Below are 23,872 nucleotides of genomic sequence, written 5' to 3'. Positions count from 1 at the left end.
TTGTTAATTAGCCAACTTTTGCAGTTCAATATTTAAAAATGTTCGGACGCTACGTGGTAAAAATTTGCGAATTTCTTCTTCGTTAAAACCAATCTGTAATCTTTTCTCATCCAGCATAATTGGACGACGCAACATTAGCGGATGCTCAATGATTAATGTATAAAATTCATTTAGCGAGAGCTCATCTATATTTATATTTAAGTCTTGAAAAGTTTTGGATCTAGTTGAAATAATTTCAGTAGCTCCCTCTTCCGTTAAACGAAGAATGGATTTAAGTTCATCCACTGTCATAGAGTTGGATACGATATTTTTTTCAGTATAATCAATTTGATTCTCCTCCAGCCATGCTTTTGCTTTTCGGCATGAACTACAGCTTGCTGTTGTATATAAAACCACCATATTTCACTCACTCCTTTAATGTTTTTTATGAAATGCACATTTTAAATATCGGTTACTGAAATGTATTAAAAAAAATTACAGTTTAGAATCAAATTCACGTAATGTTAGTTATTCAGCAATGCTTCATTTATCTCTATTATTCATTTCTTTTAAAATGCTTCTTCTATACATTTGTTGAAACTACATTTTACAGACGATGACAACTCACTTCTAAAAAGCTTACTGTAATTTTAAACCTTACAGTTCAATTAATCAAATGTTAAGTCTTGGAGTAATTAATCATTTTTTTATGTGAATTTCCCCCATAGCGTTATTGAAGACACAAAAATAGGTTGAGGCAATACGTGCCCCAACCTATTTTTTATACCTCTTTATAACTTTTTGCAGTAATAACTGTTTCAAATTCAAAGGTTTCTGGCAGGTGATCAGCATAAGAGTATTCAAAAGTTCGTCCATCCGTTAAATAGGCCACCTGCTCCACTCTCATTAGAAAATCTTGATTTGTTAAGTTCATAAACTGCTTTTCCCTATCATCTGGGCGAATTCCTTTGACCCTAACAACGGATGTTCCCACTTTAAGACCTAGTTTATTTTGAATGTATGAGTAGATCGACTCCTCTAAAACCGAAGCTTCAACACCTGGAATGACCGAAATAGGCATCCATGTATGCTCCATAATCGTTGGGATACTGTGAATGATACGAAGGCGAATGATTTTATATACGAAATCCCCTACTGAAATGCCCAATTTTTCAGCAATGATTTCCTCAGCTCCGACAATCGTAAACTCGATAATTTTACTTTCTACCTCGCTGCCATAAACAGCTTTCGTACCTGTTAAAGTTTGAATCGTTCGTGCCTTTTCCTGTTGACGCCAATCTTGAACGACTGTTCCACTTCCGCGCCGACGGATGATGTATCCGTCTCTCACTAACAGATCCAGCGCTTTTTTTATTGTCAGGACTGAAACGCCAAATTCTTCAGCAAGTATAGGACTACTTGGAATTTTTTCGTTGATTTTATATTCGCCATCTAAAATTTTCTGTTTCATTTTTTGATAAATGCCGAGGTATTTTACTTGTGTTGATCCGCTTGCCATTTCCATACCTCCTTTATGCTGTATTCCCTCTTCTATTCATTCAAATGTAAAGCCTCCAGTTTGTAAACTGAAGGTGATGGCGCAGCGAATCCATTTTCTAAAATTTCAATATTCGTTATTGCTTCTTCGTCTTTCACAAGCTTTGGTGCACCATTTACAATTGTTTCATACGCTGCATCATAGAAACGACCGTAATCACCAAGCGGCGTTTTAATTTGTTTTTCAATCCAATCACCGTTTGCATTGCGATATTTAGCAACCCCATAGTACATCGGCGAATCTTCACCAAATCCTGCACTCTCAGGCATAATACCCGCTTTCAGATCATTTTCCTGCTGGTCTTCACCATATTTAATAAACGATCCATTTGTCCCATGAACGATAAAACGCGGATAATCTTTCACTACAACATGGTTCGTTTTTAGTTTAATTTTCAGCTTATTTCCGTAATGTAGACCAACATCAAAATAGTTATCAACCGCACCTTCCACTTCATTATTACGAATATCGTATGTCACCGTATCTGGACGGCCAAACAGTGCAATCATACGGTCCATCGTATGAATACCTAAACTATAAAATGAGCCTTCTTCTTTTGGAGCTTCATGAATGATTGAACCAGGACGGAAATAATCAATATGTGATTCAATCTCGACAATATCACCAAGGAATCCTTGTTCCACAACTTGCTTCACTGCTAAAAAATCACCATCAAAACGACGGTTTTGGTAAGGCATAACTACTACACCTTTCTCTCGTCCTAAAGCTAACAATTCTTTCGCATGTTCTACTGTATCGCAAAATGGTTTTTCAACGATAACTGACTTTCCCGCAAGTATAACTTTTTTCGCGAATTCATAATGCGTATGTGCTGGCGTACATACCGTCACTACTTGAATTTCTTTATCATTCAACAATTCATCCAAATCAGTAGTAAAGCTAGCACCTTTTTCCTCATATGGAGCTACTAATTCTTCATTTATTTGACGTACAAAAATCGTTTTTATTTTTATATTATTACGTGTGTTTACATAAGGTAAGTGATAGCGGTTAGCTGACTTTCCAAATCCAATAAAGCCCATTGTTAATGTCATGTTCTTCAACTTCCTTGCTCATAAATTTTCGTTTCTATATTTATTATATAGTTTAGTTATAAAAAGTATATAGTTTTGATTTATAAATTATATATTAAATAAAAAATTCAGGTTAAAAAGGAGCATAACAAATATGGCACACACTACTACATCTATGGAAATTTTCGGTTCACCTGAACAAGTATGGCAATTAATTGGAGGATTCAACTCCCTTCCAGACTGGTTACCTTATATACCTAGCAGTAAATTAACTGAAGGCGGTCGTGTACGTCACCTAGCTAATCCAGATGGTGATACGATTATAGAACGTTTAGAAGTATTCAATGATAAGGAACGGTACTACACGTATTCAATCATGAATTCACCATTCCCAGTCACTAATTATGAGTCCACAATCCGGGTTAAAGAAGGTGCTGAAAGTAAAACATCATTAGTAGAGTGGTTTGGTACGTTCACTCCTGTTGAGGTTAGTGATGAAGAGGCAATAAATCTGTTTCATGGTATTTACAGTGATGGACTGAAAGCATTGCAGCAAGCATTTTTAGATTGAACTACTAAAAAACAACGAAAAGCAAAGCGATATCGCTTTGCTTTTTTATAAAATCCCTTTTAACTTTTCACCAATTAACTTCGCTACATACTCATAGCCTTCTATCCCAAAGTGCAAACCATCTTTTTCATCATTTTCTACAAACCTTTTATAATCACGTTCTTGAATCATTTCAGCATACAAATTTAGAAAGTGACTTCCCGTTTCTTTCGCCACTTTCTCTACCACATCTGCATACTGACCGAGCACTTTATTTGTTCTATTGTGCTGTCTTTCCTCATCAACTGGCGCGGGACTGATAAGCAGTACTTTATCTGACGAAATCCGCTTCACAATCTTCTCTAAGTTTTCTTTATATACTTGTAATGATCCTTGTGAAAAAGAAACTGCATCATTCGTGCCAAGAAAAACTGTTACGAAATCTGGTTTATGTGATAATACATCTTCTTCAATTCTATGTAACGCATCGAACGTATTATCACCCGGAACCCCCGCATTTACCACCTTCCAATTCGGAAACATCTCTTGCAAACGCGGTGTTAACCTCGGCGTTCCATCAAAAAACGTTTCATCAGCTGTAATACTATCACCGAAGCATACTAACGTATTCATAAAGTCTAACTCTCCTTTTATGTATGAAATAATTTTCCTTCTACCGCCTTCATATATCTTTCAGCAGAACGTTCCACTGCCTCATTTGCATTTTCTTTTACTACACGATGAAAAGCGTTGTATAAACGATTAAATTGTAACGGCTTTACTCGATTCACCATTTCTTCCACTTTTCTCGCTGGTAATGGAATTAAGTTTGGATAGCTGTACATAAAGCTTACCCATCGCTCATCTGCTACAACTTGAATAATATCGCCTGTTAACAAAATTCCTTTTCCGTCATTACCTTCTTCCCAATGTAAGACAGATCCTCCTTTAAAATGACCACCTAAACGATGAATGACCAATCCATCCGCTAATTGTAAAGACTCACCAGACCAATAAATAATACGACTACTCGGGCGCATCACCCACTCTTTATCATCTTCATGTATGTAAATTGGTACATCAAATGTCTCTGCCCATTCTACTTGCGTTGAATAATAATGAGGATGAGACAATGCAATCGCATCTAATCCGCCAAGCTCTTTTATTTTCGTAATTGTCATTTCATCTAAATAAGTAATGCAGTCCCACAGCAAACGATATGACTCTGTTTTCACTACATATGCCGTTTGACCGATCGCAAACCCTGGTTTTGTCGTAATACTATAAAGCTCGTTTTCCTCTTCGATTATTTCATTTTTATATGTATCACTTGTTTGTAAGCTTTCTAGCGTCGTCCAAGACTGTCCTTTCGGATTCACATATTGCCTTTCTTCATCACAAATATGACAACTCACCGGTTCTTCTACACTCGCTGCATACTGCACACCACACGTTGTACAAACATAATTTTTCATGATCATTTCCCCTATCCCTATATTTTTATTAAGCTGATTTTTTATTTTCAATTAATAAAATGATAATGGAATTACAGTAAATCCTTTTTCTTTTCTGAAACACACTGTACTTGTCGTTCCTCCGTTCAACACTTTTATGCTATTTAGATCATGTGAAATCACTTTCTCCTTAACTAGTTGTGCAGCGATTACTGAAATGTCCATTCCCTCACCCTTTAATACCGAAGATTCCATCAATTTAAAAGACAACTTTACTATTATTTGACAAACACAAAGGAATTCCTTCTAAAAATCTTAATATAACAAAAAACATTTACTTTTATATTTCAAAAATAAGGAAATACTAACAAAAACGTTACATACCTATAGGAGGACAATATGAAACCTGAATTTTTAAAAGCTGTACATGATGCCATTGGAAATGTCGAACACATTCATATAGAAGAAAGCGGTGCTGACAGCTTACTTATCCATCATGATGATGCACAGCAGTTACAACAAGTCGCTAAAACGTTAGAAAACAACAATTTCCGCTCTGCTTTAAGAACAACTGGCGATGCTTCGTATATTGAAGTATTGAACAGATAATGAAAGTCCGGATGTATGCCGGGCTTTCTTTTTTATATTGAAACTTCAAATTCTTTCACATACACCGCTATTCCAGCAATATCAATTTGTAAATTCGCATTCCCTTCATCTTTCGTTACATATACCGTTACACGACCATCTTTATGTATTTCCTGTCCTTGTTCAACAATTAACTCCATTTCATGGTCAAAATCTTTTTCCAAATACATCGCATAATACGCCCCCATTACACCTGAAGCTGTTCCTGTCACTGGATCTTCTATCGTTCCAGCATAAGCCGATGAGAAATGACGTCCATGCATTTGTGCCTGTTCATCATAAGTTTCTAGACAAATTGGGTGAATAGAAGCATTAGGTATTTCTTTTAATACTGATGGAAATGCAGCATTATTAGGGTTCATTCTCTCACACGCATCTAGATTTTTAATCGGTACAATTACAGTCCAATTACCAGTACTTCCATATACAATCGGTAAACTTACATCTAAATCATTTACTTCTAAACCGATACTATGAGCTAATTCTTCTTTTGAACCTGTAAATTCTTTAAACTGAGGTGCTGCCTGCCTCATTTTAATAAAGGTTTCTCCATTTTCATTTACACCTATTTGTATCGGTAAAATCCCAGCCTTCGTTTCAATCGTAAGGTTACTTTTCTCTTCTAATAAACCTTTTTCGCGCAAGGCATATAGCGTCCCTACTGTCCCATGACCACATAAATCCATTTCAAAACCAGGTGTAAAGTAGCGCATTCTTATATCTCCTACTTCTGAGGAAAGAACAAAAGTTGTTTCATTATATCCAACTTTTTCAGCAATAATTTGCATTTCCTCTTCCGTTAATCCATCTGCCTCTAATACAATACCTGCTGGATTCCCCATATTCGGTTTATTCGTAAATGCGTCATAATGAAATACATTTATAGTCTTCATTTTCTTTTCTCCTAACCCTCATTAAAAATTTTATAATAAAGCTCTATCTCCGTTTTCAACGAACAATGATTTCTCCAAAATATCCTCTGCATCTTTTCGTTCGATGTATGCGTGCTTCCGATGTAATAAGTAGCCCCAATTTCCTTTAACATATGCAACGATTGAAGGTGCAACCGAGAAGCAATTCCTTTCCCGCGATAATAAGGCATTACCCCAAAGTAAAATAATCGTCCTTCACTTTCTGTTCCAGTTTCTATATGGGGTATAGACATACCAATCGGCTCATTTTTATCATAAAAAACAATACATGACTTTTCCCAGCCCTTACCTAACTCTGTTTGCACTGAATAAAAATGCTCATCGATAGTTAAAATTGAAGTTTGATTCCCTGAACCCGACATACATTGTTCCCAAATATATTTAAAATCTTTTTCCGATAACGTTCCTTCTGCTATTGATCGATATGTATATTGTCTTTCAAGCTCTTCTACATTGTTCAATTCTCTACATACTTCTATCTTTGCGGCATACAAAGAAAAACCGGCATCAAGTAACACTTTTGCGCTTGAGTTATAACTACTAAACCTTTTGTTTAATACAATACTCGCTCTTTTTAACTCCCAATTAAAACAAACCTCTTCAAATCTACTTATCTTTTCTTTATATGTTTGTACGTTATACAAAACGTCTTCTTCGATCTCTTCAATCGTTACTGCATTTGGTAAGCCATTTAATACTTTTTTAGAAGGGCCAAACAGATTCTGAATGATTGCAAGATCGTATATCACCACTTTAATTCACCTACACCCGGCTCAATAAACTTCCCTGAAACATCCTCATTTGAATCTATTACCCAATCATATATATTTTGCGCTCCTTCAGCCGGAGTCATATTCGCATCAAAAGCACCAATGTCAGTCTTTAATTTTCCAGGGTGAATGGCAGTTACACGAATTCCTTTATCTTCAAATTCTTGTTGCAGACAAAGCGTTAACATATTTTGTGCAGCTTTAGCAATTCGATAGGAATAGGAAAACTGACCTTGCGAAAACTCTTTGTTCGCCATTTTATGTAATGAACCTAATCGAGAGGACACATTTATTATTCTCGGATGATCCGATTTCTCTAAAGCTACATATGTACCTTTTACAGCTCGAATTACACCTAAACAATGAATATTAAATACATCCGTTAACTCTTCTGAATTCGTATGTAAAACTTCAGTCTCCTTTCCAGTAATGCCAGCGTTATTTATAACTAGATCCAAATACCCTGTATATTCCGCAAGCTGGTTCTTAATTTGCTCCGTACTCTCATCAAGTGATAAGTCTGCCAATATAGGAAAACATCTACAACTAAACATTTGCTTCAATTGTGTTACCGCAACCTCAGTTCTAACTAACGGATAAACAATATGCCCATTTTCATGAAATACTTTTACCAACTGTAATCCTAATCCACGATTTCCACCTGTAATAAACACTCTCATATATTCATCTCCTTATTTTTAAAATAAATAAGAAAATCCATCCACTTACCATTCTCTAAAGAAAATGCCTCTCTCTTGCATTCAAAAGAAAAACCTGCTCTTTCCGCGAGACGGATGGATGGCTCATTATCAACATGTATATGTAATTCAATTCTATGAAAACGAAGGTTATTAAAAAATAACGATAACGCAGCTTTCACACTTTCAATACCATATCCATTTTTCCAGTATTGATTATGTATGGAATACCCCATCATCGCCCATTGATAGTCCATACGTAAAATTTTTATCAGCTCTAGCTTTCCAATATTAGCCCCGTCTTCTTTACGAAAAATACCTAATACATACATCTCATCTCGATGTGCTGCTTCATCAAAACCTCTTATCCATTCCGTAAACCATTCTTTCGTTGATGATGCCATAACTTGATAGCCATCGTCATATTTATACTGCGATGGTAACCTCTTATGAAATCCATCGAACCAATTTTCATAATCATCATTTTGGAACGGACGAATCATAAGTCTCTCTGTCTCTACCTGTAATAGCGGAAGCTTCATTTACATCTCTTCCCTTAATTAATATTTGAATTTTCTTTATTATCTTACACAAAATACAAAATCTAGTAAATTATTATGTTCTTGATAAACAAAAAATCCAGTTATGCTTTATACATAACTGGATTCCTCATCACCTAATCATTTTTTATTTTACAAGTACACCTTCTCTTAATTCCCTCTTCAACACTTTCCCTAAAGCATTTTTCGGTAATTTGTCCATAAATACAACTTCTGGTATTTTATAACTTGCCAGTTTTTCTTTACAATGCTGTATAATTTCTTCTTCCGTTAAAGATGTTTGCATATCTTTTACAATATACGCCGTTGGAACCTCTCCCCAAAAATCATCTGGAACCCCAACTACTGCAACTTCTAAAACACCATGTATTTCATGAATAACATCTTCTACTTGATCTGGATATACGTTATCACCACCGCGTATGATAACGTCTTTATATCTTCCCATAATATGCAGGAATCCATCGTCATCTATCATGCCAGCATCGCCCATGTTAAACCAATTATCTTTTACTACTTTCTTTGTCGCCTTTTCATTATTCCAATACCCTTTAAACATATATGGACTCCTTACATGAATCTCCCCAACTTCATTTGTTGTTAGTTCATGTCCTGTTTCTGGATGAACAATTTTCACCTCTACATGTTTCAAGGTTTTCCCTACAGAAGACATCTTTTCTTTTCCCATCATTGGATGCCATGAAGTTACAACCCAACCTTCTGTACTACCATAGCCTTGCACCATATATATTCCTTTTTCCATATATTTTTGGATGAGTGTTTCTGGCACTTTTGTTCCACCGCTTTGTGCTACTTTAAAAGTTGAAATGTTACGTTCCTTTTTATTTAGTTCATCAAGCATATAGCTATAAACAGCTGGGAATGCAAGCATCGTCGTAATTTTCTCTTCTTCAATCTTATCCCAAATAAGAGTAGGATTCGAATCAGCTAAGAAAATCATCGTAACACCGTGATAAATGCAATTTAAAATAGAAAGCACGCCACTCATATGGAACAATGGATGCACGGATAAAAAGCGTTCTCCTGCCGGAATTTCTCTTTGTCCTGCAATCTCTGCAAAATAATGATGTAAGTTTTTATGTCCAATTACACATGCTTTTGCTTGTCCAGTCGTTCCTGAAGTAAATAAGTAAATGGCATCATCATCTTCATGAACTTCTACGTTCGGCTCTGTACTTGGCTGTTCTTGTAATGTTAATTCAAATGAACCAAAGCCTTCTTTTGTCGTTTGAATTACATAAGGAATTTCTTTAACAGCATCAATCTTTAAAGCTTCATGGAACTCTTCATCAATAACTAACACTTTTAATTTTGCTTCTTTTACAATCGTTTCTAATTCATACGCAGTAAGCTGATGATTTAGTGGAATACATACCGCTCCGATTTTTAAACTTGCCATCATAACGCTTGGAAATGGATGATTATTTTTGCATAGTATTCCAATACGATCTCCTCTTTGTACACCGCTCTGTAACAAATAATGTGCAAGCTGATTTACTCGTTCATTATACTGCTGAAACGAATACCTTTTCCCTCCCCCTACAAACGCTTCCAAATTTGGTGATTGCATTGCTCTTTTTTGTAATAATTTTTGCATCGTTCTCAAGTAAAACTCCCCTTTATATATGTTAGGTTTTTTATTTTACCAGATTAATTATTAATTTACTAAAGATTACACTTAGTGAATATAAATTTTATAAAAATAGCCATCTACTTAACAAGTAAATGGCTATCCCCTCTTATATATTAGAATACTCCTTATTCATCACATATCGTACATACTCCGGTGCGCTTTTATCAATCTCTTCATCACTTAATTTATATTCAGCACCGTATAAATAAAACGAAGGTATAAATTTCATATCTGTATATAAGCATGTAGCTTGAAATGGTTTTGTTAACTCATCCATCGTGATCCCACTATTTTCATAGTCTTTTTCTAATCCACCTATCGAAATAGCTACACCAAATTCTTTCCCCTTCACTTTATCTCCTTTTGATCCGTAAGCAAATCCATATGTTAATACATCGTCAAACCATTTTTTTAATAATGGTGGTGAGCTGTACCAGTATAGCGGAAATTGAAATATATATCGGTCGTGTTCTACTAACAGCTTTTGTTCCTCTTCCACATTAAACTCCCAATTCGGTGCCGCTTTATATAATTCATGCACCGTAATTTCATCCGAATATTTCTCAAGTTCTTCAATCCATCTTTTATTAATTTTTGATTTTTCAATATCAGGATGTGCTACAATTACAAGTGTTTTCATCATCTTCCATCCCCTTTATAAATTATTCAACCCTTTACGTATTAGTATGAATGAGTCACATATAATTGAAAAGTACGTACTTTAAAGTGCTATAGGAACCTTAAAGTACCTGTGGAGGTGTTATATGAATCAAAATGATGACTGCCCAATTGCAACGACACTCGATGTAATCGGCGGAAAATGGAAAGTTCATATTTTATGTGTTTTAATGGATGGAAAAATGCGCACAAATGAAATCCGGCGAGAAATCCCAAACATTACGCAAAAAGTTCTGACTCAACAACTTCGGCAACTTGAAGCTGATGGGATTATCCATCGTACTGTATATCAAGAAGTACCACCAAAGGTTGAGTACACAATAAGCGAATACGGGAAGTCTTTAATGCAAATTATGAATGAACTATTTGAGTGGGGAAAAGATCATCAAATGAAAAGATTACATGACTAAAAAACCTACCAACTTCTTTACATACTGGTGGGAACGGCACATCACTATCAAGCTAACAAAAAGACCTTAATAAAAAACTTTCATGTTTATAGTCCATTTAAGAATTAGCTTGATAGTGATACGGCAAGACCCAAATAAAGAAGTATATGAAACAAATTAACAACAACGCACGGCTGATGTTAATAAGAAAATTATAGTCGCTGAATGTCTTTCTTACTTCATTTTGAAGTTTAAACAATTATCCATTAAGCCAAGCTTAATAATATCGCTTTTGTACGATTATCCGTTACTTCATAATAAATTTCTAACCCTTTTCGAGTACCTGTAACGACTTTAGTAGCTTTTAGTTTAGATAAATGTTGACTAATTGTACTTTGAGGCATTTGTAACATTTCATACATTGTCGTTACGTTAATAGGACCTTTTGCAACCATTATTTTTACTAATGATAAACGGACAGGATGTGCTAATACCTTCAATACTTCAGTGATTTCTTCATACATTTCTTTCATATTTTTTCTCCCCTTTTATATAAATATTAATGATATCCATATATATAATTCGAAAGGATATACGATTTTATGTCCGTCATTTTAAAAAAAATAAAAAATCTTTTCAGATGGAAAGAATCCCCCACTGATTATTAGTTGAACCAATCGGGCTTTTATGGGCAGTTGATCCCCATCTTACTTCTTTACTTTCGCTGAATTTTGAGGTAGGGGTCTTACTGCCCATTAAAGCGGGATACATTTTTCTTTCACTCGATATTATGTGGTAGGAATTTTCCTTATTGCGATCCTCTTCCATTGTTTTCTTGCTTATGTCCACTATTCCCTTGAGAATCTCTTCCATTATTCTCTTGCTGGTGCCCATTATTCCCTTGCGAGCCTCTTCCATTGTTTCCTTCCTGATTCCCATTATTTCCTTGGGACCCTCTTCCGTTGTTTCCTTGCTGATTCCCATTATTTCCTTGGGAACCTCTTCCATTGTTTCCTTCCTGATTCCCATTATTTCCTTGGGAACCTCTTCCATTGTTTCCTTTCTGATTCCCATTATTCCCTTGCGATCCTCTTCCGTTGTTCTCTTGCTGGTGCCCATTATTTCCTTGCGATCCTCTTCCGTTGTTCTCTTGCTGATTCCCATTATTCCCTTGCGATCCTCTTCCGTTGTTCTCTTGCTGGTGCCCATTATTTCCTTGGGACCCTCTTCCATTGTTTCCTTCCTGATTCCCATTATTTCCTTGGGACCCTCTTCCGTTGTTCTCTTGCTGGTGCCCATTATTCCCTTGCGATCCTCTTCCGTTGTTCTCTTGCTGGTGCCCATTATTTCCTTGGGACCCTCTTCCGTTGTTTCCTTGCTGCAATTCTCTTCCGTTGTTCTCCTGTTGATTTCTATTATTTTCTTTTATTTGCTTCGGTTGTTGTGCCTTAGATTGCTGTTGTTCTATATACTCTCCCCTCTCGTTGCTTTCTTCTTTTACAGGAGATGCGTCCGATGATACATCAGAAGATGACTTTTGCTGTTCTTGATAAGACGGCGGTGCAGGTGGGGTAAGCAACTTTTTCTTCTCATTTTCTTGTTTTATATAAACACCCGTTCCAACTCCTGCTTTCTTGGCATCCTCCCGTATTTGCATCGTACTGCTTTGATATTCGACTGTAATATGTTTGAACTCATATTCTTTCTTTAATTCCAGCATAGCCTTTTCCAACTGTGGTTCTAACGACTTGTCCTTTGCAATAGCTGTTAGCATAACTTGCTTATCATTCGTTAAATATTTATCCTCTTGACTTTGCTTTATAATAGTGCGTATCACATCTTGCAGATGCTTATTTTCCCACCGTTTCATTTCTTTTAAAATACGCCTTCCGTCATCATTACAAGCCCGCAAATCTATAACACGAAGATCCTTCGTAACGCTCGCCTCTAAACTTGGATTTATATCAACTGAGACGTAAGCAAACACCTTTTCTTCTGGTTGATTGTAGAAAAATAACAGCCCACATAGAAAACAAGCAGCAAGTAATGATGCCGGCTTTAAGAAATAAGGGATTGAAAAACGAGATGCTCTTTGTTCTTGTTCTTCAAACGAGATTTCCTCTCCAATCATGCAAGAATCCCCTTTTCTTTTACACGTAATAAACTCTCCATTTGGTGTTAAAACAACTACGCTATGCTTTTTTATATCCATCACAATTCCTTTATTCATCATGCTTTTCTCCTCTTATGTAATCAAGAATATATGTATAGTTGTTTGCAAAAATAATACACATTGCAATAATGTATTTTCTATGTCTTTCCAACGTTTTACGACTTACCCTCACACGTGGTTCAATACGTTTAAGCGGTAACTTTTTCTTTCGGAACAGCTCCTCCATCATTTCCTCTTCCTTTATAATCATCTTTACAATTTCTATTAAGTGCTCTCGGGTGTCACGATGCTTAGGAGATTCTTTCGCAAGCTCTGAAAATGTGATTTTAAACTCAGCTAACACACTTTGAAAATGAAGAATTTCCTCCTTACGGTTACTATTGTCCATCTCTTTCATATACTCCGTAAGCGATACTTGCATTTCTAACATTTCCTCTTGCTCATCTTCTTTTAAAAAGACACGGTTATGCTTAGACTCCTTGCGTATATAGTCAATTACATCTCTTTTTATAAGAAGATCAGCAAACGCTAGAAAAGATTTCCCTTTTTTATATGAATACTGTTCAATTGCTTCGTTAAACGCAAACAATCCAATACTATATTCATCATCCTGTTCTGTAATATATCGGCGGCAAACAGACGAAATTGATTTTCTAATAAACGGCTGATACTGAACGATAAAGGCTTCCTTATCTTCTCCGTTGTTTTGGATGTTACATACGATATCTTCTATTTTCGGTTTTCTTAAGATCTTCATTACTAAACTTAACACTGGTGATCTCTCAGCCTCCCTCTGCTTTAAATAGAAAAATGGTCACTAAACAAGCGACCATTTAACCACATTTTGGTAGTACTTTTCTTTGGTCTTTTCTTCTTGCTGTTAGTTTTATTTTTCAAGTCTAACTTTTCCCAACGTTTTCTCTCGGTACTAAAGTTAATCCTATATTTTAAGGTACTTTCTTATTTTCTACCGTTCGTTTTGCTTATTCTTTTTCTATTTTATCGGCAATCCTTAAATAACTCTTCTCTATATAATTAGTAATTTCATCCTTTTATTTTAGATGCTCAACTTAATCTAGTAATTTTTATTAATACTTCAATATTCTTTCATAATCATTTTTCTTCTATCTTATTTTTCCACTATATATATTCGGAGGAAAACATCGTTTTATGGGGGTCAAAAAATATTTTTATAAAAAATACATATTTATTTCAAAAATAAAAACCATTGATTTGAAAAAGGACCAATCAATGGTTTTATTATCATATCTATTAAATTAAGTTGTGCTCTCATTATATATTAGAAAATCAGCTATTTTCACTATTTCCTACCGATTTTCTCAAGCGTTACCTTTCTTGATTATCATAATATGTCTTATCTGCATATTTTCTATCATTTCCTTTTAGATAAGCTAAGATTACTTTTGGATTTTTAAGTAAAGCCCAGTCTCCATATGTATCAAATCTCCTGCATGAAGTTATCATTCCATTTTTAATGGTACCGAATTTCTTATTATTTCGCTTTCCCCATTCTTTTAACCGTTTCGCGAAATCTGCATCTTCTGCCATCAGCATGTTTTCATTAAATCCGTTAATTGCCATGAAATCTTTTTTATAGCACCAAAAAATCCCTACAGATATAGCTCCGTATTTAAAAAGTAAGGGGATTATTATTAACATTGCGGACAGAAATATTCCTAAAGATATTCTTTCGAACTTCCCATTTACCCCACCACCAATGTATTTACCTGAAGCTAAATATGTATCTACATTAGACAACATAGACTCTGTCATTATGGTATCAGCGTCTATAGTAACGATTATTTCTCCACTAGCTATTTTCGCCCCTGCATTTCGAATTTTAGATAAGTTTTTATCATTATTTTTTAATGTAATACAATGATAAGATTTTGCTATTTCCTCTGTTTTATCGGTGCAACGATTTAAAACAACTATAACTTCCGTTTGCTCTTTATATGCCTCTGATGCATTTACAATGGAATCTAAACATTTTCCAATGTACTTTTCTTCATTATGTGCAGGAATTATAATAGAAAATTTCACATCTTTTTTCAAATTGCCTCCTGAAGGTTCGTTTGTCTCAGTCATAATATCCCCCTTATTTCATAAGATAAATATCTGTTATACATAACGTATATTAAAATTTATTAAGTTATATTATTAAAAAAGTAATTAAAACAATATGGACATCAAAAAGGCCAACAATGCAAAATTGTTAGCCTCTACTTTTCATATTCGTACCCTTTACTTCCTAACAACTGGAATCCACATTTCACCAAACACTAAACCATTTCTTCTTCCCATCTCAACCGTTGTATTTGGCCCACCAACATAGGCAAAATCTTTTGCATCTGGTAAAGCTTGACCAAAAGCGATGCCAGTCAGCTTATTGCTTAGCTCTTCAGCCGTTTTGTCTTCACCTTTCACCACTAAGTATTCTCCCTTAGGAAACTGGATCACTCTAGACTCTTCTTCTATTTGTGCTTCTGTCATAACGCCAGCATAATACATCATCTTATTATTCACTGCTTCGCTCACAGAAAAAATGTATTCATTTGTAGCTAAAGCTTTTAAAGTATCCAGTCTTCCATCTTCTTTAACGGCCGACCAAAAGTCTTCCTTTTCTTTATTTATTCCCACAAAGTCTGTATAGTCACTTTTAATTTCAGTTCCAATACCTAGCACAATAAAGCTATCTTTTTCTTCAATCGTATAATTTTTCATATTCAAAACCTTCCTCTTTTTTTATTAATCAAACGATTTATCTTTTCATCTGATACGTTTATAATACCTTTAAACCATGTCAAAAAATGATACTGTTTAGGAGACCAAAATGAAAAAAGTTGAACGGATTAATACAATTATGCGGTATATCAACAACCGCTCCCACTTTACAATTTCAGAAATCATACGAGAATTTAATATATCACGATCAACAGCTATTAGAGACATTAGAGAAATAGAAGCTATGGGGATGCCACTTGTCGCTGAAGTTGGGAGATCTGGTGGATATTTTGTCATGCATAATTCTATCCTACCCGTTGTTCGCTTTACTGATAACGAAGTGAAAGCTCTTTTTATTGCCTTTATGGCTACAAGAAATCAACAACTCCCTTATCTAAAGAGTCGGCAATCTTTAGCGGAAAAGCTACTAGGACTCATTTCAGAAACCCAGCAAGATGACCTTGTTCTTTTAAATCAACTTTTGCTTTTTGAAGGGACTAATCCTCATAACCCTGATCTACTTGAGCTTTCTGACCTTCCTCACCCTATGTTAGAAAAACTCATTCAAATCCTTCTTTTGGATAGATATTTATTGATTACTGTCAAAGAAGAAATCAAGTCTTATCCAATTTACCTATTACACCTTTATAAAGAAAAAAGCTATTGGATGATTGAAGGATTTGACTTAAAAGAAGAAAAGAAGCTGATGTTTCCTGTCGATGACCTCATCAATATCGAACCGTACACGCCCAAAAAGAGGTTACATAAGAAACAGATTTTAGAAAGACTGAGTAAGAAGGACGAAGCAATTAACCTTGTATTTGAACTTGGTCCGAAAGCAATTGCACAGTTCAAAAAGTACCACCCTTTCAAAGTTTCAATATCTTATACAAACCCTTACCAATCTACAGCTATTTTAAAAACATTTATCGATGTTCACAATTCCGATGAAGTGACAGAGATGACAAATTGGCTGCTTTTCCTAGGTAAAGATATTACAATTAGGGAAATGCCTGAAGAAGTATTAAAAGATTTACAAGAGCGGTTATGCTTATACACTCCACAAGAAGTGACTAGTTAAACCTCAAAATATTGAGTTTAACTAGTCACTTCTTAACGAGGCGTCTATGAATAATACAACAAAAAAGGTATGAACTAGCTTTTAGTTCACACCTTTTTATATTAGAGTTTACTATACATACATTAAATTGCTTGTTTAAGATTTGAATGTGGATTTGGTCCATACTTATTCTCACCTTCATCACTTTCAATGATACAAAACACAAGTAGAACCGCTCCTCCAAATGGCACCAAATTTAATAGCTGCCACCATCCTGTTTTTCCACTATCATGTAATCGGCGAGCCTCCACCGCCAGAGTAGGAACGATGAAAATTGCTATATATAACAAGGTAATGTTGGCTCTTAAGTAAAAAGCAGACGAAGAATAAGAGGCCAAATATATTAATGACCAAAACGTAATCTTATTAAATAAAGTAAAAATCCAGTATTCTTTTCTCGTAGCTCTCCCACTAAATTTCGCATAGTTTTTGAGAGTATATAAATACCATCTCATTTGAACCTCTCCCTTTTCTATCCCCTAAACAACGAAGTTATACATTATATACCTTATAAGTATAAATATAACATCTTTAAGTTCTATTTTTATATAGAATATTCTGTTTCTTTTCAAGTTATTTTTGTGAAGCGTTACATACCATACTTCAAAGCATGTGTATTCGATGTATTATTCTCCTATTTACTTTAAAACTACTACAATTAAGCGAAGTATAAATGTATGATTAAAGCACGGAAAATCTTCCCGTGCTTTTTCAAAAATATATATGATTTCGGACTATTTATTTCACTTACCCTAACTGACGTTTAAATGCTTTACTAGCGAAAAAGTAAGAGATAATCATTATACCTATGCACCAAGTGAGCGCAATCCAAATATCGTTACCAACAGTTCCTTCATATAATAGAGCACGAATCGCATTCACAATTGAAGTGACAGGCTGGTTTTCAGCAAATGCACGAACAATTTTTGGCATCGTTTCGGTAGGTACGAAGGCCGAACTAATAAATGGAAGAAAAACGAGTGGGTACGAATATGCTGTCGCCCCTTCCATAGACTTCGCTTTCAGCCCTGGAATGATAGCTAGCCATGTGAGCGATAACGTAAACATTCCTAGTATCCCAGCTACTGCAAGCCAATCTAGCATATTCGCACTGGAACGAAAGCCCATTAAGAGTGCAACAAGAATAACCACCACGATAGTAAGTACATTAGCAACAAGAGAGGTTAATACGTGAGCCCACAATATCGATGAGCGCTTAATAGGCATCGTAATGAAACGTGCCATTAGCCCACTCTTTACATCCGTAAATAGTCGCACGGAAGTGTAAGCTACACCGGATGCGATAGCCATTAGCAAAATTCCCGGCAATAAATAATTTACGTAGTTTTCCGTTCCTGTTTGTATTGCGCCGCCAAACACGTAGACAAATAATAGCATCATCATAATCGGTGTAATCGCTACCGTAATAATTGTATCCGGACTACGCATAATGTTACGCATTAAACGACCTAGTAATACCCCTGTTTTGCTTTTCATTTACATCTTCTCCTTTTTACCGATAATAGCAAGAAAAATCTCTTCCAATGTCGGCTGCTTCTCGATATACTCCACTTTAGCTGGTGGGAACATCTCTTTCAGTTCAATAAGAGTACCTGTCGTAATAATTTTTCCGCCATGTAAAATAGCGATACGGTCCGCCAGTTGTTCTGCTTCCTCCAAGTACTGAGTCGTAAGCAAAATCGTTGTGCCGCTACCAGCAAGTTCCTTCACTGTATCCCAAACTTCAATCCGCGCTTCAGGATCAAGCCCTGTCGTCGGTTCGTCAAGAAAAATAACTGCTGGCGCCCCAATCAAACTCATGGCGATATCAAGCCGGCGCTTCATCCCTCCTGAATATTGCTCTGCCCTCTGATTAGCTGCACCAGTCAAGCTAAATCTCTCAAGCAAATTGTCAGCGACTTGTGTAGGATTGGAAACTCCGCGTAACTTAGCAACCATTATCAAGTTTTCTCTCCCAGTGAGCATACCGTCTAAAGCTGCGAACTGCCCTGTCAAGCTGATGCTTTGGCGAACATAATCTGGTTGGCGCTTGATATCAAATCCGCAAATACTTACTTCGCCACCATCTTGCTTCAGTAGCGTCGAAAGGATGTTAACCGTTGTCGTCTTTCCAGCTCCATTTGAGCCTAGCAGCGCGAAAATTTCTCCACGCTGCACCTCAAAATCTACTCCCTTTAAGACTTCTTTATCTCTAAAAGCTTTTTTTAACCCTTTTACAGAAATCGCTGCATCGCTCATACTTTTTCCCCCTTACAAAAATAGATTACCTATACCCTCTATTTAGTATCACTGATATTCTGTACTACTTAGTACCGAGTTGAAAATATAACTGAATAGCGATGGCGGTAGTTCACATTTATGACCAGCTAATCAGTCGGTATTACGTATTGCATTTATTTTTTTCTCAATTTCTTCATAATACTTTCATTCAAATCTTCACGATATTTTGAGACATACGTTTTAGCGTTTGCCACTAGTTCGTCAGCAAAGGATGCCACATCTTCCCCAGTAATATCTAGCACTTGTCTGCCTTCCGCTGCACCAGCTTCAAACAAATCGATTAATTCATACTGTATGTGCAGCATATCCATCCCGTTACCGGCTGAAAAATTCCACATGTAGTTTTGAATTTTCTTAAACACAAACTGATAGTCCTCTGGCAATGCTGCAACACGTGCCATCATCATTTTGTACTCTTTTTTATCACCAATTAATTTTTTGAACATTTCCAACATCTTATTTTCCTCCTTTTTTATAAAGCAGACAAGAAACTCTCCAAATATGAGCCGGAACATTTTATATTATGAAGCTAGTTTGACTTCAAGACGTTAATTTTTGACGATACAAAATCCCATTTTTTCCAAAACAATTCAAGTTCCTGACGTCCAGCTTCATTTAATGAATAAAACTTACGAGGTGGTCCCATATCTGATGGTTTCTTTTCAATATTCACAAGCTTTTTCTTCTCTAATCGTACGAGGATGGTATAGACCGTTCCTTCCACGACTTCAGTAAACCCAAGATCATTCAGGTGGCGAGTAATCTCATAACCATACGTTTCACGGCGGCTAATGATTTCCAGCACACACCCTTCCAGTGAACCTTTCAGCATTTCAGTTAAATTTTCCATGTTCTGATCCTCCTTTACCCCCTATTCTGTCTGACTTATATTCAGTATTACAGAGTACTAAGGCGAATTTTTTACTGAGTAGCTTTTTTGAATTCATACTATTCAGTATCACTTATTACATCTACATTGTATGACTAAGTAGCAATAGATGTCAACTAATTTTCAAATTTTTTCTGAAATCCGCAATTACCTATTGTCTACTGAAAATATTTTGAGAAACAACACTACTCAGTATTGCTTATTACAAGTATATTGTATGACTAGGTAGCGATGAATGTCAACTCGATTTTTATATTTTTTCTAAAATCAACTATTTCAGAATGCGTATAAATATTAATTCCTTTTCCTTCCGTTTGCTTTAATAGTTCTTCTAACGCAAATAAATTATGGCCTGTAACTACAATAGCTTTACCTTCTACATGGTTTTGTGTAATTTGAACAGGCTCTGGCACACCAAAATGATTCGTATGTGCCTCATCTAGCAACTCCATTACTCGTAAAGCCGATTTCCCAACTTTCATAGCCATATCAATATGTTCTTGTTTGTTAAAGTTAGAATTGGTTAATGTCATATACAGTGCTTCTTGCGTCGTAGCATCTACAAATGCATCCGTATATCCTAGCTGAGCAGCATGCGTACGATAAGCAGCAATTCCTTTTAATCCAAACAAAATCGTATCTTGCAAACTTGCAATTGTTTCATTTTTACCGCAAACACCTATTACTTTACATCCGCCTGTTGGCGTTTGTTCACATTGATAACAAAACATTATCATCCCACCCTCTCCCAATCATTCATTACACCCTAAGCATAATATCCATTGAAAAAAAGTGATGTGATATCAATCACAATAATATATAAAGATTTGTGACAGTTCATATTGTTGACATAATATTTTTACTATATCCTGGCATTCATACTTGCACATGATTTATTTGCATCATATATCGGTACACTTTTAAGGAATACAAATATCATATCCACCTAACATTTCACAAAATTTTCCTTACTGATGGTACAATTAACGTTATGGAGGGATAATATGATAGTTTACTACGGAACACTGTTTCTTATACTCGGTATTGCAGTATTTCTGTTTATTATGGCTGGGTCACGAAAAATTAGAAATAAAAATCTTTCATTCATATTGATCGCTTTAGGGATAAATATACTTGTAAGCCCAATGGCACTTTTTATAGGTGGGATGGCAACGGATTCTCCATATAGTACTGCACTTGATTTTTGGAAAGGATTTTTCTTTATTCAAGGAATACCTCTTTTCTTACTACTTATAGCTTTCGTTTGGTGGCTTATTCGCCCGCCAAAAGTAATAGCTCCAACGAGTATTGAAAAAGACCTTGAACAAAATAGTAAAAGCACTCAGAAAAAAAGGACACGAGGTCGTCCAATTACTGCCTTACGTATTGTAATTCCAATTATTTTAGTAGTAGGCTGTTTGTCTTACACTTTGTATTTACAGGACATTACACTTAAAAAAAGTCATTCTCCAAATAATAAAAATACGATTAAAGTAGTGAAAATAGATTCAGACTCTTCTCATGGTTCCTCTCCCGTCAGAATTAAATACGGCTTATGGGAACATTTTGACATAAGTATTGCAAATGAGGGAGAACGCCTCGATTCCTCAAACGTTTTCGTAGATTGGAAAAACGATTATGAAGCAACGATAACACTACGAGGAAAAGAATCCGTACCTGAAGTTGTGGAATTTAACATATCAAATAAATCCAATGGTCCTGTTTTTAAGAAGGTACAAAAAGTGGTCAGTTCCTTTACCTTTCAAAAAAGTGAATCTCCAAATCTCATAAATATTATCGAGCTTAGAGAAACAATAAAATCAAAAGGACCAAGTCCCAGCTCAACTGTAAGAATCTATTATGGGAAAAGAGGTAGCATTTTAGAAAAATATAAAGAGGTCACTCTTAAGGAAATGTATACGACAGACAACTTCAATATCAATTGGAGAAACGATGAACAAGTACAGGTAGAAGTAATAGAGGAAAATGTAGTAACATCTAGCATCGTGATTGATTTATCAAAATGAATCTATTTTTCACATATTATAACTGCGTTCTATCCAGCACACGAGAGATACATAGCATTTATAAATGAATAGATTTACAGACATGATGAACCGTCCTTTTCTTTACAATACATTTACATTATCTTAACATTGTTTACATTATTTATATGATATATTTATATAGAATCTACTTAATAAATTTCATGTACATTGTTATCTTTATAATCTCTGATTTAATTGATAAGAGATTATGTTATATTTTTTATACCAGGGGTGAATGAGGATGACTGAAACTTTAAAAACACTTATTATGCTTGATGCTACTTACGTTGTTATCGCAATTATGACGGTACTGGTATTTGTATACTTGGAATTAAAATCTCAGTAACGTATGCGGACTTCGCATTTAAATATAGTTAGAAGAAAGCGAGGAGAAAATTGTTTCTCCTCGCTTTTTTTATTTCAACAAATCCAATGTATGTAAAAGTAATCCTCTATCCCCTACTTCTCCATGACCAGGCACTACTAAATTTATATTTCCATATTGCTTCAGCACATTTTCAATCGATGTGGACCATTCATTTACATAAGCATCAGCAACATTTCCTAAATCTTTCGAGGACGCAGACTTAACTAAACAGCCTCCAGCTAAAATTTGATATTGTGGCAACCAAACAACAATATTATCTTCTGTATGTCCCTTCCCTGGATAAAATGTTTCTACTTTCATATTTCCAAACTTCAAATTTGTAACGCTTTGTAAGTCTCCAAGTGGTTCTTCATATCCATTTTTCTTTGCTAATTCCGCAGTTAACGCTGTACTATGCGCTTTAATGCCTCTTTCTTTCAATGTTTTCATTCCACCAATTCGATCAGCGTGTGCATGTGTAATAATGACATCTGTTACGCGCTTCTTAAATTTCTTTTCTACCATCTCTATTAATTCCTTCGTTAACTTATCATCCCAAGAAGAATCGACAAGTACTAACCCTTTAGAAGTAATAAGGACTAAACCGTTCGAAGGAACTGCTTCTCCGCTAAAATAACCTAACTCCGTATGAACCCATACATTTTTGTTTAACTGAGAAATCGAAATAGTTCCTGCCTCATTTTTTATTACTTTATGCTCTACCGTTCGTTCTGCTTGTACAGAAGAAATTGTACTAACAAATGGAGTTATTCCTAGTAAACTAACACATACCCCTAATTTTAATAATGTATTTTTCATTTTCTCCACCCTTTCTTTCAAACAAAATAGTTATTACCTATAATAGACAATTCATCTTCAGTGTTTGTTCCATCTTTTCTTACATATTTTTTTCATACCATTAATAAAAAGCGCACAAAATTTTGTACGCTTTTTAACTTCCCTTTTACCATTCACGTTTTTTATTAATCATCATTTTTTCTTCAAATGCCTTCTCCAAATCAATTTCTAACTTGTTTGCTAAATCACATATATTCCAAATGACATCAAACATTTCTAAACCGATTTCTCTTTTTGCATCTTGTATTTTATCGCGCTTTAATATAACTTCCGCTAATTCCCCTAATTCCGCCATTGTATACATTGTACGCTCTTCAATTGTTGTATCTTGAAATCCTTTTTCTTCACTGAAATTTGATACATATCTCTGGAATTCCACAATATTCATACTTAATCCCCCTTCATGATACATACTCCATTTTCTATTACACTTATATTTTGTTAAATTATAACATTCATACTATAAT

The 23,872-nt window shown here is 35.2% G+C and carries 28 protein-coding genes and 2 pseudogenes; 5 read left to right on the top strand and 25 right to left on the bottom strand.

Features of this window, described 5'->3' with window-relative positions; genetic code table 11:
• Positions 1 to 3: 3 nt before the first annotated feature.
• The 3 genes from spxA to LMD38_RS10030 all read right to left on the bottom strand — a co-directional run bounded on the left by spxA (position 4) and on the right by LMD38_RS10030 (position 2,592).
• A complete protein-coding gene (gene spxA, locus LMD38_RS10040) occupies positions 4 to 399 on the bottom strand; it encodes a transcriptional regulator SpxA (protein WP_000261188.1) in 396 nt (131 codons plus the stop codon).
• Between the two features lie 361 nt (positions 400 to 760).
• The gene (locus LMD38_RS10035; protein ID WP_062821801.1) at positions 761 to 1,498 is read right to left on the bottom strand and encodes a GntR family transcriptional regulator; all 738 of its coding nucleotides are present in this window, start codon (positions 1,496 to 1,498) and stop codon (positions 761 to 763) included.
• Between the two features lie 32 nt (positions 1,499 to 1,530).
• Positions 1,531 to 2,592 carry an oxidoreductase gene (locus LMD38_RS10030; protein ID WP_062821802.1) on the bottom strand — a complete coding sequence of 354 codons (1,062 nt, stop codon included), beginning with the start codon at positions 2,590 to 2,592 and terminating at the stop codon, positions 1,531 to 1,533.
• A 133-nt stretch (positions 2,593 to 2,725) separates the two neighbouring features.
• On the opposite strand from LMD38_RS10030, the gene LMD38_RS10025 reads away from it, so the two are divergent.
• Positions 2,726 to 3,142, top strand: coding sequence for an SRPBCC family protein (locus tag LMD38_RS10025; protein ID WP_000951525.1), 417 nt, complete (start codon positions 2,726 to 2,728; stop codon positions 3,140 to 3,142).
• A 45-nt stretch (positions 3,143 to 3,187) separates the two neighbouring features.
• On the opposite strand, the gene LMD38_RS10020 is transcribed toward LMD38_RS10025, so the two are convergent.
• From LMD38_RS10020 to LMD38_RS10010, 3 genes and pseudogenes are all read right to left on the bottom strand, one after another.
• Positions 3,188 to 3,754 (bottom strand): SGNH/GDSL hydrolase family protein, encoded by a 567-nt coding sequence (locus tag LMD38_RS10020; RefSeq protein WP_016718112.1) that lies wholly within the window; start codon positions 3,752 to 3,754, stop codon positions 3,188 to 3,190.
• Between the two features lie 17 nt (positions 3,755 to 3,771).
• The gene (locus tag LMD38_RS10015; RefSeq protein WP_029141165.1) at positions 3,772 to 4,596 is read right to left on the bottom strand and encodes an MBL fold metallo-hydrolase; all 825 of its coding nucleotides are present in this window, start codon (positions 4,594 to 4,596) and stop codon (positions 3,772 to 3,774) included.
• 84 nt (positions 4,597 to 4,680) lie between these two features.
• Positions 4,681 to 4,845 (bottom strand): annotated as a pseudogene (locus tag LMD38_RS10010) (aminoglycoside phosphotransferase family protein); the annotation flags it as partial.
• 129 nt (positions 4,846 to 4,974) lie between these two features.
• On the opposite strand from LMD38_RS10010, the gene LMD38_RS10005 reads away from it, so the two are divergent.
• Positions 4,975 to 5,184, top strand: coding sequence for a hypothetical protein (locus tag LMD38_RS10005; protein ID WP_000801653.1), 210 nt, complete (start codon positions 4,975 to 4,977; stop codon positions 5,182 to 5,184).
• A gap of 32 nt (positions 5,185 to 5,216) precedes the next feature.
• Here the strand turns inward: LMD38_RS10005 and LMD38_RS10000 are convergent, their stop codons facing one another.
• From LMD38_RS10000 to LMD38_RS09975, 6 genes are all read right to left on the bottom strand, one after another.
• Entirely contained in the window at positions 5,217 to 6,116 is a 900-nt protein-coding gene (locus tag LMD38_RS10000; protein ID WP_016718115.1) for a PhzF family phenazine biosynthesis isomerase, read from the bottom strand.
• Positions 6,117 to 6,127: 11 nt separating this feature from the next.
• The gene (locus tag LMD38_RS09995; protein WP_016718116.1) at positions 6,128 to 6,904 is read right to left on the bottom strand and encodes a GNAT family N-acetyltransferase; all 777 of its coding nucleotides are present in this window, start codon (positions 6,902 to 6,904) and stop codon (positions 6,128 to 6,130) included.
• The gene (locus LMD38_RS09990; protein ID WP_001263473.1) at positions 6,901 to 7,605 is read right to left on the bottom strand and encodes an SDR family NAD(P)-dependent oxidoreductase; all 705 of its coding nucleotides are present in this window, start codon (positions 7,603 to 7,605) and stop codon (positions 6,901 to 6,903) included. Before LMD38_RS09990 ends, LMD38_RS09995 begins: the two co-directional genes overlap by 4 nt.
• Positions 7,602 to 8,165 carry a GNAT family N-acetyltransferase gene (locus tag LMD38_RS09985; protein ID WP_016718117.1) on the bottom strand — a complete coding sequence of 188 codons (564 nt, stop codon included), beginning with the start codon at positions 8,163 to 8,165 and terminating at the stop codon, positions 7,602 to 7,604. Before LMD38_RS09985 ends, LMD38_RS09990 begins: the two co-directional genes overlap by 4 nt.
• Before the next feature lie 145 nt (positions 8,166 to 8,310).
• On the bottom strand, positions 8,311 to 9,810 hold the full coding sequence (locus LMD38_RS09980) for a class I adenylate-forming enzyme family protein (protein ID WP_062821803.1): 1,500 nt from the start codon (positions 9,808 to 9,810) through the stop codon (positions 8,311 to 8,313).
• 133 nt (positions 9,811 to 9,943) lie between these two features.
• Positions 9,944 to 10,477 (bottom strand): NAD(P)H-dependent oxidoreductase, encoded by a 534-nt coding sequence (locus LMD38_RS09975; protein WP_029141166.1) that lies wholly within the window; start codon positions 10,475 to 10,477, stop codon positions 9,944 to 9,946.
• A 124-nt stretch (positions 10,478 to 10,601) separates the two neighbouring features.
• Here LMD38_RS09975 and LMD38_RS09970 point away from each other — a divergent pair, with 124 nt between their 5' ends.
• Positions 10,602 to 10,925, top strand: coding sequence for a winged helix-turn-helix transcriptional regulator (locus LMD38_RS09970; RefSeq protein ID WP_001072964.1), 324 nt, complete (start codon positions 10,602 to 10,604; stop codon positions 10,923 to 10,925).
• 245 nt (positions 10,926 to 11,170) lie between these two features.
• Here the strand turns inward: LMD38_RS09970 and LMD38_RS09965 are convergent, their stop codons facing one another.
• The 5 genes from LMD38_RS09965 to LMD38_RS09945 form a co-directional block, all read right to left on the bottom strand.
• Complete coding sequence (locus tag LMD38_RS09965; protein WP_000661864.1) at positions 11,171 to 11,437, bottom strand: ArsR/SmtB family transcription factor; 267 nt, start codon at positions 11,435 to 11,437, stop codon at positions 11,171 to 11,173.
• 275 nt (positions 11,438 to 11,712) lie between these two features.
• Entirely contained in the window at positions 11,713 to 13,137 is a 1,425-nt protein-coding gene (locus tag LMD38_RS09960; protein ID WP_228920271.1) for an anti-sigma-I factor RsgI family protein, read from the bottom strand.
• On the bottom strand, positions 13,127 to 13,849 hold the full coding sequence (gene sigI / locus LMD38_RS09955) for an RNA polymerase sigma factor SigI (RefSeq protein WP_000950303.1): 723 nt from the start codon (positions 13,847 to 13,849) through the stop codon (positions 13,127 to 13,129). Before sigI ends, LMD38_RS09960 begins: the two co-directional genes overlap by 11 nt.
• Before the next feature lie 575 nt (positions 13,850 to 14,424).
• Positions 14,425 to 15,186 (bottom strand): glycosyltransferase family 2 protein, encoded by a 762-nt coding sequence (locus LMD38_RS09950; protein ID WP_061182854.1) that lies wholly within the window; start codon positions 15,184 to 15,186, stop codon positions 14,425 to 14,427.
• Positions 15,187 to 15,342: 156 nt separating this feature from the next.
• Positions 15,343 to 15,822 (bottom strand): GyrI-like domain-containing protein, encoded by a 480-nt coding sequence (locus LMD38_RS09945; RefSeq protein ID WP_061182853.1) that lies wholly within the window; start codon positions 15,820 to 15,822, stop codon positions 15,343 to 15,345.
• Between the two features lie 109 nt (positions 15,823 to 15,931).
• Between LMD38_RS09945 and LMD38_RS09940 the strand changes: the two genes are divergently transcribed.
• Positions 15,932 to 16,903, top strand: a complete 972-nt coding sequence (locus LMD38_RS09940) for a helix-turn-helix transcriptional regulator (protein ID WP_062821370.1) — start codon at positions 15,932 to 15,934, stop codon at positions 16,901 to 16,903.
• A 122-nt stretch (positions 16,904 to 17,025) separates the two neighbouring features.
• Here the strand turns inward: LMD38_RS09940 and LMD38_RS09935 are convergent, their stop codons facing one another.
• The 6 genes and pseudogenes from LMD38_RS09935 to LMD38_RS09910 form a co-directional block, all read right to left on the bottom strand.
• Complete coding sequence (locus LMD38_RS09935; RefSeq protein WP_001267895.1) at positions 17,026 to 17,397, bottom strand: DUF805 domain-containing protein; 372 nt, start codon at positions 17,395 to 17,397, stop codon at positions 17,026 to 17,028.
• A 292-nt stretch (positions 17,398 to 17,689) separates the two neighbouring features.
• On the bottom strand, positions 17,690 to 18,439 hold the full coding sequence (locus tag LMD38_RS09930; RefSeq protein WP_000837838.1) for an ABC transporter permease: 750 nt from the start codon (positions 18,437 to 18,439) through the stop codon (positions 17,690 to 17,692).
• On the bottom strand, positions 18,440 to 19,201 hold the full coding sequence (locus LMD38_RS09925; protein WP_062821369.1) for an ABC transporter ATP-binding protein: 762 nt from the start codon (positions 19,199 to 19,201) through the stop codon (positions 18,440 to 18,442).
• Between the two features lie 155 nt (positions 19,202 to 19,356).
• Positions 19,357 to 19,698 (bottom strand): DUF1048 domain-containing protein, encoded by a 342-nt coding sequence (locus tag LMD38_RS09920; protein WP_000891984.1) that lies wholly within the window; start codon positions 19,696 to 19,698, stop codon positions 19,357 to 19,359.
• A 74-nt stretch (positions 19,699 to 19,772) separates the two neighbouring features.
• The gene (locus tag LMD38_RS09915) at positions 19,773 to 20,093 is read right to left on the bottom strand and encodes a PadR family transcriptional regulator (protein WP_000429483.1); all 321 of its coding nucleotides are present in this window, start codon (positions 20,091 to 20,093) and stop codon (positions 19,773 to 19,775) included.
• A 308-nt stretch (positions 20,094 to 20,401) separates the two neighbouring features.
• Positions 20,402 to 20,863, bottom strand: a pseudogene (locus LMD38_RS09910) (hydroxylamine reductase); the annotation flags it as partial.
• Positions 20,864 to 21,106: 243 nt separating this feature from the next.
• Here LMD38_RS09910 and LMD38_RS09905 point away from each other — a divergent pair.
• Positions 21,107 to 22,159: an MFS transporter gene (locus LMD38_RS09905; protein WP_228920270.1), complete on the top strand. Its 1,053-nt coding sequence runs from the start codon at positions 21,107 to 21,109 to the stop codon at positions 22,157 to 22,159.
• Positions 22,160 to 22,595: 436 nt separating this feature from the next.
• Here LMD38_RS09905 and bla2 read toward each other — a convergent pair whose 3' ends face one another.
• A complete protein-coding gene (bla2, locus tag LMD38_RS09900) occupies positions 22,596 to 23,366 on the bottom strand; it encodes a BcII family subclass B1 metallo-beta-lactamase (protein WP_062821367.1) in 771 nt (256 codons plus the stop codon).
• 145 nt (positions 23,367 to 23,511) lie between these two features.
• Positions 23,512 to 23,793, bottom strand: a complete 282-nt coding sequence (locus tag LMD38_RS09895; RefSeq protein WP_001028126.1) for a MazG nucleotide pyrophosphohydrolase domain-containing protein — start codon at positions 23,791 to 23,793, stop codon at positions 23,512 to 23,514.
• Positions 23,794 to 23,872: the final 79 nt, after the last annotated feature.

The organism is Bacillus pacificus, from assembly GCF_020861345.1.
In the GTDB taxonomy this organism is placed as follows: Bacteria; Bacillota; Bacilli; order Bacillales; family Bacillaceae_G; genus Bacillus_A; species Bacillus_A pacificus.
This window is presented reverse-complemented; position numbering and strand designations above follow the sequence as displayed.

Coding starts and splice junctions, on each gene's coding strand:
- LMD38_RS09950 (WP_061182854.1), bottom strand. CDS start 15,186: ATGACTGAGACAAACGAACCTTCAGGAGGCAATTTGAAAAAAGATGTG.
- LMD38_RS10015 (WP_029141165.1), bottom strand. CDS start 4,596: ATGAAAAATTATGTTTGTACAACGTGTGGTGTGCAGTATGCAGCGAGT.
- LMD38_RS10030 (WP_062821802.1), bottom strand. CDS start 2,592: ATGACATTAACAATGGGCTTTATTGGATTTGGAAAGTCAGCTAACCGC.
- LMD38_RS09945 (WP_061182853.1), bottom strand. CDS start 15,822: ATGAAAAATTATACGATTGAAGAAAAAGATAGCTTTATTGTGCTAGGT.
- LMD38_RS09990 (WP_001263473.1), bottom strand. CDS start 7,605: ATGAGAGTGTTTATTACAGGTGGAAATCGTGGATTAGGATTACAGTTG.
- LMD38_RS09925 (WP_062821369.1), bottom strand. CDS start 19,201: ATGAGCGATGCAGCGATTTCTGTAAAAGGGTTAAAAAAAGCTTTTAGA.
- LMD38_RS09920 (WP_000891984.1), bottom strand. CDS start 19,698: ATGTTGGAAATGTTCAAAAAATTAATTGGTGATAAAAAAGAGTACAAA.
- LMD38_RS09940 (WP_062821370.1), top strand. CDS start 15,932: ATGAAAAAAGTTGAACGGATTAATACAATTATGCGGTATATCAACAAC.
- LMD38_RS10020 (WP_016718112.1), bottom strand. CDS start 3,754: ATGAATACGTTAGTATGCTTCGGTGATAGTATTACAGCTGATGAAACG.
- LMD38_RS09930 (WP_000837838.1), bottom strand. CDS start 18,439: ATGAAAAGCAAAACAGGGGTATTACTAGGTCGTTTAATGCGTAACATT.
- bla2 (WP_062821367.1), bottom strand. CDS start 23,366: ATGAAAAATACATTATTAAAATTAGGGGTATGTGTTAGTTTACTAGGA.
- LMD38_RS10000 (WP_016718115.1), bottom strand. CDS start 6,116: ATGAAGACTATAAATGTATTTCATTATGACGCATTTACGAATAAACCG.
- LMD38_RS10025 (WP_000951525.1), top strand. CDS start 2,726: ATGGCACACACTACTACATCTATGGAAATTTTCGGTTCACCTGAACAA.
- spxA (WP_000261188.1), bottom strand. CDS start 399: ATGGTGGTTTTATATACAACAGCAAGCTGTAGTTCATGCCGAAAAGCA.
- LMD38_RS10035 (WP_062821801.1), bottom strand. CDS start 1,498: ATGGCAAGCGGATCAACACAAGTAAAATACCTCGGCATTTATCAAAAA.
- LMD38_RS09895 (WP_001028126.1), bottom strand. CDS start 23,793: ATGAATATTGTGGAATTCCAGAGATATGTATCAAATTTCAGTGAAGAA.
- LMD38_RS10005 (WP_000801653.1), top strand. CDS start 4,975: ATGAAACCTGAATTTTTAAAAGCTGTACATGATGCCATTGGAAATGTC.
- LMD38_RS09960 (WP_228920271.1), bottom strand. CDS start 13,137: ATGATGAATAAAGGAATTGTGATGGATATAAAAAAGCATAGCGTAGTT.
- LMD38_RS09970 (WP_001072964.1), top strand. CDS start 10,602: ATGAATCAAAATGATGACTGCCCAATTGCAACGACACTCGATGTAATC.
- LMD38_RS09915 (WP_000429483.1), bottom strand. CDS start 20,093: ATGGAAAATTTAACTGAAATGCTGAAAGGTTCACTGGAAGGGTGTGTG.
- LMD38_RS09905 (WP_228920270.1), top strand. CDS start 21,107: ATGGTACAATTAACGTTATGGAGGGATAATATGATAGTTTACTACGGA.
- LMD38_RS09975 (WP_029141166.1), bottom strand. CDS start 10,477: ATGAAAACACTTGTAATTGTAGCACATCCTGATATTGAAAAATCAAAA.
- LMD38_RS09965 (WP_000661864.1), bottom strand. CDS start 11,437: ATGAAAGAAATGTATGAAGAAATCACTGAAGTATTGAAGGTATTAGCA.
- LMD38_RS09985 (WP_016718117.1), bottom strand. CDS start 8,165: ATGAAGCTTCCGCTATTACAGGTAGAGACAGAGAGACTTATGATTCGT.
- LMD38_RS09935 (WP_001267895.1), bottom strand. CDS start 17,397: ATGAGATGGTATTTATATACTCTCAAAAACTATGCGAAATTTAGTGGG.